Source organism: Micromonospora sp. CNZ280, assembly GCF_011759515.1.
Map to the genome: position 1 here is coordinate 303,710 of NZ_JAAOYP010000003.1, position 13,727 is coordinate 317,436.

A 13,727-nucleotide genomic window follows, 5' to 3' on the forward strand; every position below is an offset into this window, starting at 1 on the left:
AAGGACAACCGTGTCCGACCTGCCCCTGATCCAAGCGGATCGCGCCGTGCCGTCGCCGGCCGCGGCCACCCCCACGGGTGGCCGTGGCCGCCGGCTACGGCTCCTGTCCCGCACCGACCGCGTGGTGATCACGCTGATGGTGCTCGTACCGCTGCTGCTCGTCGTCGGCCTGGTCTGGCTGCCGGCGCTGGCCACGGTGGCGCTCTCCGGCACCAACTGGGACGGCATCGGCCCGTTGAGCGAGATCGAGTGGGTCGGCGGCCGCAACTACGCCGACGTCGTCCAGATCTACCCGCCGTTCGTGCCGGCGGTGCAGAACAACCTGCTCTGGCTCGCCGCGCTGTTCGTGGTGGCCACCCCGCTGGGCATGTTCCTGGCCGTGCTGCTCGACAAGGAGCTGCGCGGCAGCCGGTTCTACCAGACCGCGCTCTACCTGCCGGTGGTGCTCTCGCTGGCGCTGATCGGCTTCGTCTGGCAGCTGCTCTACTCCCGCGACCAGGGCCTGATCAACGGGGTGTTCGGCACCGACGTCGACTGGTACGGCGACCCGGACGTCAACATCTGGGCCGTGCTGGTCGCCTCCGCCTGGCGGCACGTCGGCTACATCATGCTGCTCTACCTCGCCGGGCTGAAGGGCGTCGACCCGTCGCTGCGCGAGGCCGCGGCGGTGGACGGCGCCTCCGAGGCGAGCACCTTCTTCCGGGTGGTGTTCCCGGTGCTCCGCCCGATCAACATCATCGCGCTGGTGGTGACGGTGATCGAGTCGCTGCGCGCGTTCGACCTGGTCTGGGTGGTCAACAAGGGCCGCAACGGGTTGGAGCTGCTCTCCGCGCTGGTCACCCAGAACGTGGTCGGCGAGGCCAGCCGGATCGGCTTCGGCTCGGCGCTGGCCACCATCATGCTCGTCGTCTCGCTGGTCTTCATCACCATCTACCTGGCCACCGTGATGCGGGAGGGACGCCGATGACCACCGCGACCACGCCCCGCGCCGCCGACCTGGCCGCCGCGCCGCGCCGGCAGCGCCGGCCGCTGCGCCCGCAACGGGTGGTGCTGCACGTCTTCCTCACCGCGGTGGCGCTCGGCTGGCTGTTCCCGATCCTCTGGGCCGTGCTGACCTCGCTGCGCTCCTACGAGTACACCGCCGCGAACGGGTACGTCTCGTTCGGCGGCTGGACCCTCGACAACTACGTCACCGCCTGGCGGACCGCCGAGTTCGGCCAGCACTTCCTCAACTCCGTCTACATCACGGTGCCGGCGGTGCTGCTGACCCTCTTCCTCGCCTCCTGCGTGGCGTTCGTCATCGCCCGGTTCAGCTGGAAGGTCAACATCGTCCTGCTCGGCCTGTTCACCGCGGCGAACCTGCTCCCGCAGCAGGCCCTGCTGATCCCGCTGTTCCGGCTCTTCACCCAGGTGCCGCTGCCGGCGTTCATGAGCGACTCGGAACTGCTCTACGACAGCTACTGGGGGCTGATCCTGGTCAACGTCGCCTTCCAGTGCGGCTTCTGCGTCTTCGTGCTGAGCAACTACATGAAGGCGCTGCCGCGCGACCTGTACGAGGCGGCGATGGTCGACGGGGCGAGCGTCTGGCGGCAGTACTGGCAGGTCACCATGCCGCTGTGCCGGCCGGCCCTGGCGGCGCTGGCCACCCTGGAGGTGACCTGGATCTACAACGAGTTCTTCTGGGCCACCGTGCTGATGCGCACCGGTGACAAGTTCCCGGTGACCAGTTCGCTGAACAACCTGCGCGGCGAGTTCTTCACCGACAACAACCTGGTCTCGGCCGGCTCGGTGCTGGTCGCGATCCCCACCCTGGTCGTCTTCTTCCTGTTGCAGAAGCAGTTCGTCCGGGGGCTGACGCTGGGGGCTTCCAAGGGATGACGATCGTCCACCTGCGCCGCGGCGGGACGCACCTGGTGCTCGACGCACGCGGCCCGGGCCTGCCCCGGGTCGTGCACTGGGGCGGCGACCTCGGCCCGCTCGACACCGACGGCCTGCGGCAACTCGCCGAGGCGACCGTCCCGCCCGTGGTGCCGAGCAGTTTCGACACGCCCACCGTGCTGTCCCTGCTGCCCGAGGCGAGCGCCGGCTGGGGTGGCCGGCCCGCGCTGGCCGGGCACCGGGAGCGCGCCGCCTGGTCCACCGCGTTCCGGCTGGACGCGGTCGAGGTGTCCGACGACGACCCGGCCGCGTCCGCGCGGGTCACCGTACGGGCGGCCGACGCCGGGGCCGGGCTGGCGCTGGCCGTCGAGCTGGAACTGGACCCGACCGGGCTGCTGCTGCTGCGCCACCGGCTGCGCAACACCGGCGCCACCGGGTACGAGCTGCGCGAGCTGACCCCGGTGCTGCCGGTGCCGCCGGTCGCCACCGAACTGCTCGACCTGACCGGCCGGTGGTGCCGGGAACGCGCGCCGCAGCGGCACCCGTGGCCGATGGGCGCCTGGGTTCGGGAGGGCCGGCACGGCCGTACCGGGCACGACGCCACCCTGCTCCTGGTCGCCGGCACGGCCGGGTTCGGGTTCGGCCACGGCGAGGTGTGGGCAATACACACCGCGTGGAGCGGCGACCACGTCACCTTCGCCGAGCGGCGGCCGACCGGCGAGTCCACGCTCGGCGGCGGTGAACTGCTCGCCCCCGGCGAGGTGCTGCTCGCCCCCGGGGCGGAGTACGCCACGCCGCTGCTCTACGCCGCCTGGTCCGACGCCGGCCTGGACGGGCTGAGCGACGTGCTGCACAGCCACCTGCGCGCCCGGCCCGGGCACCCGCGCGGTCCCCGCCCGGTCACCCTGAACGTCTGGGAGGCGGTCTACTTCGACCACGACCTGGACCGGCTGCGCGCGTTGGCCGACCACGCCGCCGACATCGGCGTGGAACGGTTCGTGCTCGACGACGGCTGGTTCCGCGGCCGGCGCGACGACACCGCCGGGCTCGGCGACTGGTACGTCGACGACGGCGTCTGGCCGGCCGGCCTGCACCCGCTGATCGAGCACGTCACCGCGCGCGGCCTGCGGTTCGGGCTCTGGGTCGAGCCGGAGATGGTCAACCCCGACTCCGACCTGTTCCGCGCCCACCCCGACTGGGTGCTCGCGGTGCCCGGCCGACTGCCCCCACCGTGGCGCAACCAGCAGGTGCTCGACCTGGCCAACCCGGCGGCGTACGGGTACCTGCTGGACCGGCTGGACGCGCTGCTCACCGAGCACCCCGGGATCAGCTACCTCAAGTGGGACCACAACCGGGACCTCACCGACGCCGGCCACCACGGCCGGCCCGGGGTGCACGAGCAGACCCTCGCGGTGTACCGGCTCCTCGACGAGCTGCGCCGCCGCCACCCGGCGGTGGAGATCGAGAGCTGCGCCTCCGGCGGCGCCCGGGTCGACCTGGAGATCCTCGCCCGCACCGACCGGGTCTGGGCCAGTGACTGCAACGACGCGCTGGAGCGGCTGGCCATCCAGCGCTGGACCGGGCTGCTGCTCCCGCCCGAGCTGGTCGGCAGCCACATCGGACCGGAGCGCTCGCACACCACCCGCCGGGTGCACGACCTCGGCTTCCGGGCCACCACCGCGCTCTTCGGCCACTACGGCATCGAGTGGGACATCGGCTCCATCGACCCCGCCGACCGGGCCGAGCTGGCCGCCTGGGTGGCGCTGCACAAGCGGCTCCGCCCGCTGCTGCACGCCGGGCGGGTGGTCCGGGTGGACCACCCCGACCCGGCCGTCTGGGCGCACGGCGTGGTCACCCACGACCGCTCCCAGGCGGTGTACGCGGTCGCCCGGCTGGCCACCTCGGTGGCCCAGGTGCCCGGCCCGGTCCGGCTGCCCGGCCTGGACCGGCGACGGCGCTACACCGTCCGGCCGGCGCGAGGCGTACCCGGGCCGGCGACCCTGGACCGGGTGCCGCCGCCATGGCTGGCCGCCGGCGCGACGCTGACCGGCGCGGCGCTGGGCACGGCCGGGTTGCAGCTGCCCGCGCTGCACCCGGAGCAGGCGCTGCTGCTGGAGGTCACCGCCCTCGACTGAGGCTCCCCCGGCCCCGCCGGAGATCCGCCGGAAATCTCTCCGCCGCGGATGTCGAGAACGGGTGCGCCTGCTTCTACCTCAGGGTGAGAGCACCGATGATGGTGCGCAGACGTGAGGAGCCAGACGTGAAGTACATGTTGCTGATGCAGTTCAGCTCGGCGGGCACCGACTTCCCCTCGATCGAGACGTGGACGCCCGAGGAGATCCAGGCGCACATCGGCTTCATGGGGGACGTCAACGCGAAGCTGGTCGCCGACGGGGAGTGGGTCCAGGGCGAGGGGCTCGCCGGGCCGGCGCAGGCGAAGATCGTCCGGGCGGGTGCGGACGGGGCGCCGGTGGTGACCGAGGGCCCGTTCGCCGAGACCAAGGAGTTCCTCGCCGGCTGGTGGATCGTCGACACCGACAGCCCGGAGCGGGCCGTCGAGATCGCCGCGCACATCTCCACCGCGCCCGGCCCGGGTGGCCGGCCGCTGAACATGCCGATCGAGGTGCACCCGGTGATGTCCGCTCCACCGCAGGAGATGTGACGACTGCCCACACCTGACCGACGCGTCGAGGACCTGCTGCGCGAGCTGGCGCCGCAGGTCCTCGGCGTGCTCGCGCGCCGGTTCGGCGACTTCGCCACCGCCGAGGACGCGGTGCAGGAGGCGCTGCTGGCGGCGGCGACCCAGTGGCCGGGCGAGGGGGTGCCGGACAATCCGCGCGGCTGGCTGATCCAGGTCGCGTACCGCCGGATGGTCGAACTGGTCCGCGGCGAGGCGGCCCGGCGGCGCCGGGAGGACCTGGTCGCCCGGCGCAAGCCGGACGACCGGCAGATCGTGCCGGCCGCCGACGAGCAACTGACGGCCGACCGCGACGACACCCTGGTGTTGCTCTTCCTCTGCTGCCACCCGGCGCTCTCGCCGGCCTCGCAGATCGCGCTGACCCTGCGCGCGGTGGGCGGGCTCAGCACCGCCGAGATCGCCCGCGCCTTCCTCGTGCCCGAGGCCACCATGGCCCAGCGGATCAGCCGGGCCAAGCAACGCATCCGCAGCTCCGGCCTGCCGTTCCGGATGCCCGACGAACGGGACCACGAGCGGCGGCTGGCCGCGGTGCTGCACGTGCTCTACCTGATCTTCACCGAGGGGCACACCGCCAGCCTCGGCCCGGACCTGCGCCGGGTGGACCTGGCCGAGGAGGCCATCCGGCTGGCCCGGGCGCTACACGCGTTGCTGCCCGACGACAGCGAGGTCACCGGCCTGCTGGCGCTGATGCTGCTCACCGACGCCCGCAGCGCGGCCCGGACCGGGCCGGCCGGCGAGCTGATCTCCCTGGCCGACCAGGACCGGAGCCGCTGGGACGCGGCGCTGATCGCCGAGGGCGTCGCGCTGGTCACCCGGGCGCTGCCGCGCGGGCCGGTCGGGCCGTACCAGCTCCAGGCGGCCATCGCGGCGCTGCACGACGAGGCGCCCACCGCCGGGCAGACCGACTGGCCGCAGATCCTCGCTTTGTACCAGGTGCTGGAGCGGCACTCGGCGAGCCCGGTGGTGGCGCTGAACCGGGCCGTGGCCACCGCCATGGTGCACGGCCCGGCGGCCGGGCTGGACGCCCTCGCCGCCCTGGCCGACGACCCGCGGCTGGCCGGGCACCACCGGCTGCACGCGGCCCGCGCCCATTTGTACGAGATGGCCGGCGACCGGGATCGCGCGGTGCACCACTACCGGGTGGCCGCCGGGCTGACCACCAGCCTGCCCGAGCAGCGATACCTGACCGTGCGGGCCGCCCGGCTCGCCACGACCGAGGGCGTCACCCCGCCCTGACCGGCCCGGCGGCGACCGGTCGGCGGGGTGGCCGGGCCCGTACGGCCCGGCCACCGGTGGTACTCGCCGGTCAGCTCGCGGCGCAGCTCACCGCGGGCACCGCGTTGCTGCCGTTCCAGCCGGCGATGAAGCCGAAGCTGGTGCTCGCGCCGGCGCCGAGCCGGCCGTTCCAGTCCACGTTGCGTGCGGTGACCGCCGACCCGCTGCTGGTCAGCCGGGTGTTCCAGGACTGGCTGACCGCCTGGCCGTCGGCGAACGTCCAGGTCGCCGTCCAGCCGGTGATGGCGGCCGCCCCGGCAATCACCTTCACCTCGCCCTGGAAGCCGCCGGGCCACTGGTTGACCACCGTGTAGCTGGCCGTGCACCCGCCCGGTGGCGGGGTGGACGGCGGTGGCGTGGTGGGCGGCGGAGTCGTCGGGGGCGGCGTGGTCGGCGGAGTGCCGAAGACGGTGGCCTCCCGGGCGGTCTGCCGGATGCCGTTGGCGCCGTTGAAGATGCGCTGGCCCCAGCTGGTCAGGCTGGCCGGGTTGAAGTCGGTGGCCATGTCGAGGTACTCCACGCCGCCGCCGTTGCCGCTCCACGACCAGCCGAGCCAACCGATCCCGTTGGCCTGGGTGTAGGAGAAGATCGCCTCCTCGTCCGGGTCGCCGTCGGAGTGGTTGTGGCCGAACTCGCCGACCACGATGGGCAGTCCGGCCGTGCGGAACCGGCCGAGGTAGTCGCTGATCTCGGTGGCGGTGTCGAAGACGCCGTACATGTGGACGGAGAAGACGGTGTTGCGGTCCGGGTCGGCGGCGAACACCGACGCGGCGTTGTCGCGCATGGTGAACGCCCAGTCCTGGCCCCAGTTCGGGGCGTCCACCATGATCGTGTGGTCGAAGCCGGCGGCGCGCAGCCGCTTGATCGCGTTGCTCGTGTCGCTGGTCCAGGCCGCGTAGCCCTGGTTGCCGTACGGCTCGTTGCCGATGTTGACGATGACGTACTCCTCCTCGCCGGTGAGCACGTCGGCAAGGCTGATCCAGTAGTCGACGGCCTGGTCCAGGCTGGCCGCGCCGCTCTGCTCGCCGTAGCCGGTGGTGTCGTGCACCTCCAGCACGCAGATCAGCCGGTTCGCCTTGCACAGCGTGATGACGTTGGCGACGTCGGCGTTGGTGTTGCGGGTCCAGCGCTGTCCGCTGGCCAGCACCACCCGGACGGTGTTCGCGCCGAGCGCCTTGAGGTCGGCGAACGAGCTGGTCCGCTGCGGGTACCAGGTGTGCGCGTGGTTGACGCCGCGCATGACGAACTCGGCGCCGTTGGCGTCGTAGAGCTTGCCGTTGGCGACGGTGAAGCCGGCGGCGGCCTGCGCCGGTTGCCCGAACGCCAGCACGGCGGCCAGGAGGGCGAGCAGGGCCGCGCCGGCGGCGGTGAGTCGTGTCTTCATGGCCTTCCTCAACGGGAGGACCCCACTGCCCGGTGGGGAGGGAACTGACAGGGAGAGGCGACCGCAGCCCGACGGCCGCCGCCCGGATCCCGGCGCAGGGATCAGCGTAGGCCGATGGGTCGGGGAACGCAATGAACCGGTTAAGGTCCGCCCGGCGAGCGGCGGCGGCGAACCGGACGGGAGGGTTGACCGACGCCCGCCCGGGTATCCGGGGATGATCCGCCCGGGTCGGAAGGAGAGGCGTCATGGTCAGCGTCGGCTACACCCTGATGTGCGAGCAGGCCGGTCCCAAGCAACTGGTCGACCACGCGGTACGGGCCGAGGCGGCCGGCTTCGACCAGCTCGTCGTCTCGGACCACTACTACCCCTGGCTGGACTCCCAGGGACACTCCCCGTACGCCTGGTCGGTGCTCGGCGCGGTCGCGCACGCCACCAGCCGGGCGGCGCTGATGTCCTTCGTGACCTGCCCGATCCGCCGCTACCACCCGGCGGTGGTGGCGCAGAAGGCGAGCACCGTCGGGGTGCTCTCGGACGGCCGGTTCACCCTCGGCCTGGGCGCCGGGGAGAACCTCAACGAACACGTGGTGGGCGGCTGGCCGCACGTGCAGCAGCGGCACGAGATGTTCGAAGAGGCGCTGCAGATCATCCGGCCGCTGCTGAACGGGCAGACGCTGACCTTCTCCGGCAACCACTACGACGTGCCGGACGCGTACGTCTGGGACCGGCCCGACACCCCGGTGCCGATGGCGGTCGCCGCCTCCGGCCGGCAGTCGGCCACCCTCGCCGCCGAGTACGGCAACGGCGTCATCGCCACCGAACCGGACCCGCACATCATCGAGCTGTTCGAGGACGCCGGCGGCGCCGGCCAGCCCCGGTACGGGCAGGTGGCCATCTGCTACGGCCCGGACGAGGCCGAGTGCCGCAAGATCGTGCACGACCAGTTCCGCTGGTTCGGGCTGGGCTGGAAGGTCAACGCCGAGCTGCCCGGGCCGGAGGGGTTCGCGGCGGCCACCCAGTTCGTCCGCGAGGAGGACGTCGCCGCGGGCATCTCCTGCGGGCCGGACGTGGACCGACACGTCGAGGCGTTCAAGAAGTTCGTCGACGCCGGCTTCACCCACGTGGCGATCGTGCAGGTGGGCGCCGACAGCCAGCCGATGTTCCTGGACTGGGCGCAGGAGCAGTTGCTCCCGCGACTGCGCGAGCTGTGAGGCCGGCCCGACGCCGCGCCGCACGAGCCGCACGGTGCCAGCCGTGAGGCCGGGACGACGGCCCGCGGCGAGGCCGGCCGGGGCTGCGACCGGCCCGCGCCGCCGGCACGGGTGGCCCGACCCGGTGGCACAGGCGGTGGGCACACCCCGACCAGGGGCGCCCGGCCGGGCGACACAGCCGTCGACCCCGACCATCCCGCCGGGGCGGTTCGGCCCGGTGGACCTCCGCCTGGCGTTCGCCGCCCCACGCCCGGCGGCCGGACTGACCAGCGAGTGGCGGCTGGTCGCCGGGCTGCGGACGCACACCCGCCGCGGCGGCGACCCGGGCGGCGACGCGCCGCCGGTGGTGCTGGTGCACGGGCTGGCCGTCTCGCACCGCTACCTCGCCCCGCTGGCGCTGGCGCTGGCCACCACCCACCCGGTGTACGTGCCGGACCTGCCCGGCTTCGGGCTCTCCGCCCGCCCCGGCACGGCGTACGACGTACCCGGGCACGCGGCGCACCTGGCCGCCTGGCTGGCCGCGTACCGGCTGCCGCCGGTCTGCCTGGTCGGGCACTCGTTCGGCGCGGAGGTCGCCGCCGCGGTCGCCGCCCGGCATCCGGACGCGGTGCGCGCGGTGGTGCTGGCCGGGCCGACCACCGACCCGACCGCCCGCTCCCGGCGCGCCCAGATCGGACGGTTCCTGGTCGACACCCTCCGGGAGGCGCCGTTGCAGGCGCCGATCCTGCTCCGCGACGTGTGGGACGCCCGTCCCTGGCGGGTCTCCGCCACGCTGACCCACTCGGTGCGCAACACCGTGGAGGCGGACCTGGTCCGGATCGCCGCACCGACCCTGGTGGTCACCGGCGCCCGGGACCCGGTCGTGCCGCCGGCCTGGCGGACCCAGCTGGCCCGGCTCGTGCCTGACGCGCGGGAGGTGGTGGTGCCGGGTGCCGCGCACAACGTCGCCACCACCGCCCCGGCCCAGGTCGCCGCCGCGATCCGCAGCTTCCTCGATCCGTTCAGCACGAAAGGGTGACCCGATGCGCTTCGGAAACGTGGAGATCCGCCCGCTCGGCGGCGGCGTCGGCTGCCTGCTGATGATCCTCTTCTCGCTGGTCGCCTCGATCGTCCTCACCGTCCTGCTCAACCTCGTCTTCTGAGCCGACAGCGTGCGCGACGGTCAGTGGCGGAGGCCGAGGGCGATCAGCACCTCGCGGGTGGTGGTGCGGATCGGGTCGAGGACGGTGTGCCGGAGCCAGCGGGCGGCCGGAGTGACCGTGGCCCGCCAGGCGGCGGCGAGTGCCCGGCCCACCGGCACCGCGGCGTGCCGCCACAGCCAGCCCGCTCCGCGCACGAACGGCCGCAGCGTCACGACGTACCCCCACCAAAGCAGGCGGCCGGCCGCCCACCACGCCCAGCGAAGCGCGCCGAGCAGCACCCGGGCCACGGCCGCCGCCGCGCGGAGCAGCACCCGGACGACGGCCGCCGCACCGCCCAGCAGCCACCGGCCGGCGGCGGTCAGCCCGGCCAGCAGCAGCCGGCCGAGCGGCGCGAGCCGGCGGGCCAGCCACGCCGCCGGCAGCCACACCAGGTGGTACGCCAACCAGGCCAGCGGCAGCCAGACCAGCGTGCGCGCCAGCCAGCCGAGCCCGCGCCCCAGCCACACCAGCGGTACCCAGACCAGGATCCGGGCCAGCCAGGCCAGTCCCCGTCCGAGCCAGACCATCGGCACCCAGACCAGGTTGCGGGCCAGCCAGGCCAGCCCTCGCCCCAGCCAGACCAGCGGCACCCAGACGAGGTTGCGGAACAGCCAGACCAGCGGCTGCCAGATCAGCGTCCGGGCAACCCAGGCGAGGCCGCGCCCGAGCCAGACCAGCGGCAGCCAGAGCGCGTGGTGCAGCAGCCAGCGGAGCGGGCGCAGCAGCCACCGGTCGACGAACCGGCCGACCGGTGCGAGCAGCCACCGGTGCAGCGCGGCTCCGATGGCCGCTACCAGTTCCCAGGCCAGCCGGACCGGCAGCACCACGACCAGGGCGATCCCGCGGGCGATGGCCGCGACCAGCGGCGCGGGGGCGTCGGACCGGACCGGCGGCCGGGACGGCGCCGAGGCACCGGACGGGACCGGCCGCGGGGAGTCGGACGGGACCGGCGGGCGGGGCGGTGCCGGGGCGTCGGATGGTGCCTGCGGCCGGGGCGGCGCGGGGTCGATCACCGGGTCACCGTAGCCAGCCGGGGCAACGGCCGCCGCCCCGATTGGTGGGGCCGTGATCGGTCCGGGATGCGTCGAACGCGCCCTGGACCCACCGCAGTGGCCGCCGGCTACAACGGCCGCCACGCCGCCGGGTCGTCCGGGGCGTCGACCAGCCGCACGGCCGCCGCGAGGGCGAGTGCGGCGTCGCGGCCACCCAGTGCGGCACGGCCAGCGGTGGAGAGGTAGCCCACCTCGCCGACACAGGTCGGACAGGCACCTCCCGGCACCTGCCACACCCGGTACACGCCGGCGCTGTGCGCGTCCTCCGCCTCGGCCGGCCGTCCGGCGACCGTTGTCTCCTTCTCCGCCGAACGCGCGATCGGGCCCCGCTTGACCCCGATGGTCAGGTCCTCGTAGGCCCGCGGCGAATCCGGCCGGGACGGCGCCAGGTAACCCACATGCGCCCCCGTCCACCGTCCCTGGTACTCGGAGACGACAGCACGGTGGAGCCGGGCGCCAGCGGGCGGGGCCACGTCGAGGAACGGCAGGGTGACCCGGTACGGCTGCCAGACCATGATCGCGGCGAACCGGCGGGCGCTCTCCTCCATTCGTTCGTTCCCCCGTACGGTGACGACCGCCCAGGCGTCCGGGGCGTACTGCCAGGACAGGCGGGTCTCGCGTTCGTCCGGGCTGGTGTGCAGGTAGGCCGGTGCGCCCTGCACCGGGTCGACCGGTTTCCCGGGCAGCGGCACCTGGACGGGGCGCTGGGGTTCGGCCCGGGTGTCAGACTCGCGCATCGACTCGAAGACGTCGACTCCGCGGGCTGCGATCTGGATGGTGACCGAGCGGTCCAGCCTGACGAACCCCTTCGACGGTTCGTCTCCTGGCCGAGGGCTGGCCAGCGTCACCCACTGGGTGTGGTGGTCCGTCGAGTACGTCCGCAGTGGCAGGTCGTCCGGTATCCCGTCGAGCCGGAAGAGCCACTGCCCCGGGTCGAAGCGCTCCGGCGCCTCGGCCGGCGGAGTGGTCACCGGCCTGGCGCTGTCCGCCGGGGCCGGGCGCGGCGTCGGGCGGGCGGCGTCGAGCACGGCCGTGGCGCCGAGCAGGGCGAGCGCCGTGACGACGGCGGCGGCCCCCGCGACGAGGCGTCGCCGCCGGACCGCCCGCCTCCCCTCGGTCAGCAACGGCTCCGGTAGCACGGTCGCGGCAGGGAACTCGTCGGCCGCGCGGAGCAGCAGGTCACGGACCTGGCGCTCGTCGTACCCGGTCATCGGCGCGCCTCCTTCGGATTCCCGTCGGGCAACTGCCGGCGCAGCGCGGCCAAACCGCGCGCCGTCTGGCTCTTGACGTTGCCGGTCGAGCAGCCGAGCACCGCGGCGGTCTGTTCCACGGTCAGGTCGGCGTAGAACCGGAGCACCAGGACCACCCGCTGGCCGGGCGGGACCGCTGCCAGCGCGGCGCGTACCGCCATGCCGTCCGCGACCGTGTCCCCCTCGTCCGGCGGGCCGACGCGCGGTGGTGATTCCGGTGTGCGGTCGAACAGGCACACCCCGCGCCACCGGGAGCGGCGTTCCTGCCGGAAGGCGTTGACCAGCATCCGGTGCACGTAGGCGCCCAGGTCGTCGGCGTCCCGCACCCGGTGCCACTTGACGTACAGCTGGACGAGCGTCTGCTGCACCACGTCGTCGGCCCGGTCGCCGTCGCCGGTCAGCAGGTACGCGGTGCGCCGCAGCTTCGGGGTGGCCCCGGTGACGAACTCGACGTACTCCTGCTGCTGTGTCGCCTGCATCGGCCACTCCCGTTCCGGTCCGCGCGACTTCACCCGTACCGATGACCGCCGGAGCGGAAAGGGTTGCACGAGCCGCGCGGCCGGTCTTACCGACCGGTCAGGCCGGGGTCAGGTCCACCTTGGCGACGAGCGGGTAGTGGCCGGAGGCGTACTCCGTCCCGCCGCCGCGGAGCACCCGGCAGCTGCGCACCCGGGCGGCCAGCGCGGGCGTGCCGAGCAGGTAGTCCAGCCGCATCCCGGTGAACTCGCCGCCGCCGTGCCGGGTGGGCACGGTCGGCCCCTCGTCCGGCGTCCCGGCCGGGTACAGGTCGACCAGGCCGGCCTCCAGCAGCCGGGCCACCGCCCGGCTGTCCACCGTCCGCCCGTCCCGGCGCAGGTGCCGGCGACGGTACGGCTGGCCGAGCCGGCCGATCCGGTCGGTGTGGTCGGTGACCGGGTCGAGCGTGTTCAGGTCGCCGGCCAGCAGTGCCAACTCCCCCGGCGCCCGGCGCAGCGCGGTCGCCGCCCAGCTCGCCTCGACCAGTCGCCGGGTGCCTGAGCACGGATCCAGGTGGGTGCTCAGCACGGTGAGCGGGCCGGCTGCGGTGGCCAGCACCACCCGCTGGGCGGCGTGGTGGAACGGCCGGCGCAGCGGGCCGGCGGCCACCACCCGCCACGGCGGGCGGACCAGCACCGCGACCGGCTGCCCGAAGCAGGAGCGGGCCAGGTGGCCGCGCATCCGGAGCCGGGCGGCGAACCCGGCCAGCGCGCCGGCGTCGAAGCCGCGCAACTCCTGGAGCGCGAGGACGTCCGGCCGCTGCCCGGTGAGCACGGTGAGCACCCGGTCCTGCCGGTCGGGGCCGCCCCGGTCCCGGCCGCCGGTGCGGATGTTCCAGGTCATCACCCGCAGCACGGGCCGCTCACTCCACCCGGGCGGCCTTGGCCAGCTCGTCATCGGGGCTGCGCACGTCCTCGGACTCGATGCTCGGCCGGTACGCGGAAAGACGATCAGGGTGATCGCGATCCAGACGCAGAGCGTGGCCGCGATGTGCCCCGAGGGGAAGGACGAGGTGGGCATCGGCCCGTCCAGGTTCCTCACCGGCGGGCGCGGCCCGGTCCACCGCGGCGGCCGAGGCGAGGAAGAGACTCAGCTCGCCGAACATGGTCAGCGCCACGAAGAGCACCGGCCGCCAGCGCCGCCACACGGCCAGCACCAGCGGGCAGAAGACCAGCGAGATGAGCAGAATGGCGTGGGTGTCGCCGGCCTTGCTTCACCACCAGCTGACGTCGTCCCGCGCCGGGCGATCCCGCTCCACGTGCCAGGCGTCGTCGGCGGAGAGTTC

General features: G+C 74.0%; 12 protein-coding genes and 1 pseudogene. 7 read left to right on the forward strand and 6 right to left on the reverse strand.

The features are described from left to right. The first annotated feature begins 10 nt into the window (after positions 1–10). From FHX32_RS23100 to FHX32_RS23120, 5 genes are all read left to right on the forward strand, one after another. Positions 11–967 carry a carbohydrate ABC transporter permease gene (locus tag FHX32_RS23100; protein ID WP_167187077.1) on the forward strand — a complete coding sequence of 319 codons (957 nt, stop codon included), beginning with the start codon at positions 11–13 and terminating at the stop codon, positions 965–967. Further along, complete coding sequence (locus FHX32_RS23105; protein ID WP_167187079.1) at positions 964–1,878, forward strand: carbohydrate ABC transporter permease; 915 nt, start codon at positions 964–966, stop codon at positions 1,876–1,878. Before FHX32_RS23100 ends, FHX32_RS23105 begins: the two co-directional genes overlap by 4 nt. Further along, positions 1,875–4,013, forward strand: a complete 2,139-nt coding sequence (locus FHX32_RS23110) for an alpha-galactosidase (RefSeq protein ID WP_167187082.1) — start codon at positions 1,875–1,877, stop codon at positions 4,011–4,013. Before FHX32_RS23105 ends, FHX32_RS23110 begins: the two co-directional genes overlap by 4 nt. 134 nt (positions 4,014–4,147) lie before the next feature. Then, a complete protein-coding gene (locus FHX32_RS23115) occupies positions 4,148–4,540 on the forward strand; it encodes a YciI family protein (RefSeq protein WP_231928898.1) in 393 nt (130 codons plus the stop codon). Between the two features lie 3 nt (positions 4,541–4,543). Continuing rightward, on the forward strand, positions 4,544–5,812 hold the full coding sequence (locus FHX32_RS23120; protein WP_167189127.1) for a sigma-70 family RNA polymerase sigma factor: 1,269 nt from the start codon (positions 4,544–4,546) through the stop codon (positions 5,810–5,812). A 70-nt stretch (positions 5,813–5,882) separates the two neighbouring features. Here FHX32_RS23120 and FHX32_RS23125 read toward each other — a convergent pair whose 3' ends face one another. Continuing rightward, entirely contained in the window at positions 5,883–7,235 is a 1,353-nt protein-coding gene (locus FHX32_RS23125) for a cellulase family glycosylhydrolase (protein WP_167187085.1), read from the reverse strand. 245 nt (positions 7,236–7,480) lie between these two features. Between FHX32_RS23125 and FHX32_RS23130 the strand changes: the two genes are divergently transcribed. After that, positions 7,481–8,443: a TIGR03557 family F420-dependent LLM class oxidoreductase gene (locus FHX32_RS23130; RefSeq protein ID WP_167187088.1), complete on the forward strand. Its 963-nt coding sequence runs from the start codon at positions 7,481–7,483 to the stop codon at positions 8,441–8,443. A 217-nt stretch (positions 8,444–8,660) separates the two neighbouring features. Further along, positions 8,661–9,461: an alpha/beta fold hydrolase gene (locus FHX32_RS23135; protein ID WP_486481278.1), complete on the forward strand. Its 801-nt coding sequence runs from the start codon at positions 8,661–8,663 to the stop codon at positions 9,459–9,461. A 144-nt stretch (positions 9,462–9,605) separates the two neighbouring features. Here the strand turns inward: FHX32_RS23135 and FHX32_RS23140 are convergent, their stop codons facing one another. From FHX32_RS23140 to FHX32_RS23160, 5 genes and pseudogenes are all read right to left on the reverse strand, one after another. After that, positions 9,606–10,637, reverse strand: a complete 1,032-nt coding sequence (locus FHX32_RS23140) for a hypothetical protein (RefSeq protein ID WP_167187091.1) — start codon at positions 10,635–10,637, stop codon at positions 9,606–9,608. A gap of 107 nt (positions 10,638–10,744) precedes the next feature. Then, positions 10,745–11,887, reverse strand: coding sequence for a hypothetical protein (locus FHX32_RS23145; RefSeq protein WP_167187094.1), 1,143 nt, complete (start codon positions 11,885–11,887; stop codon positions 10,745–10,747). Beyond that, positions 11,884–12,405: a SigE family RNA polymerase sigma factor gene (locus FHX32_RS23150; RefSeq protein WP_167187097.1), complete on the reverse strand. Its 522-nt coding sequence runs from the start codon at positions 12,403–12,405 to the stop codon at positions 11,884–11,886. Before FHX32_RS23150 ends, FHX32_RS23145 begins: the two co-directional genes overlap by 4 nt. 97 nt (positions 12,406–12,502) lie before the next feature. Continuing rightward, positions 12,503–13,297: an endonuclease/exonuclease/phosphatase family protein gene (locus FHX32_RS23155; RefSeq protein ID WP_167189132.1), complete on the reverse strand. Its 795-nt coding sequence runs from the start codon at positions 13,295–13,297 to the stop codon at positions 12,503–12,505. A gap of 72 nt (positions 13,298–13,369) precedes the next feature. Further along, positions 13,370–13,673: pseudogene (locus FHX32_RS23160) on the reverse strand (phosphatase PAP2 family protein); the annotation flags it as partial. Between the last annotated feature and the right edge of the window lie 54 nt (positions 13,674–13,727).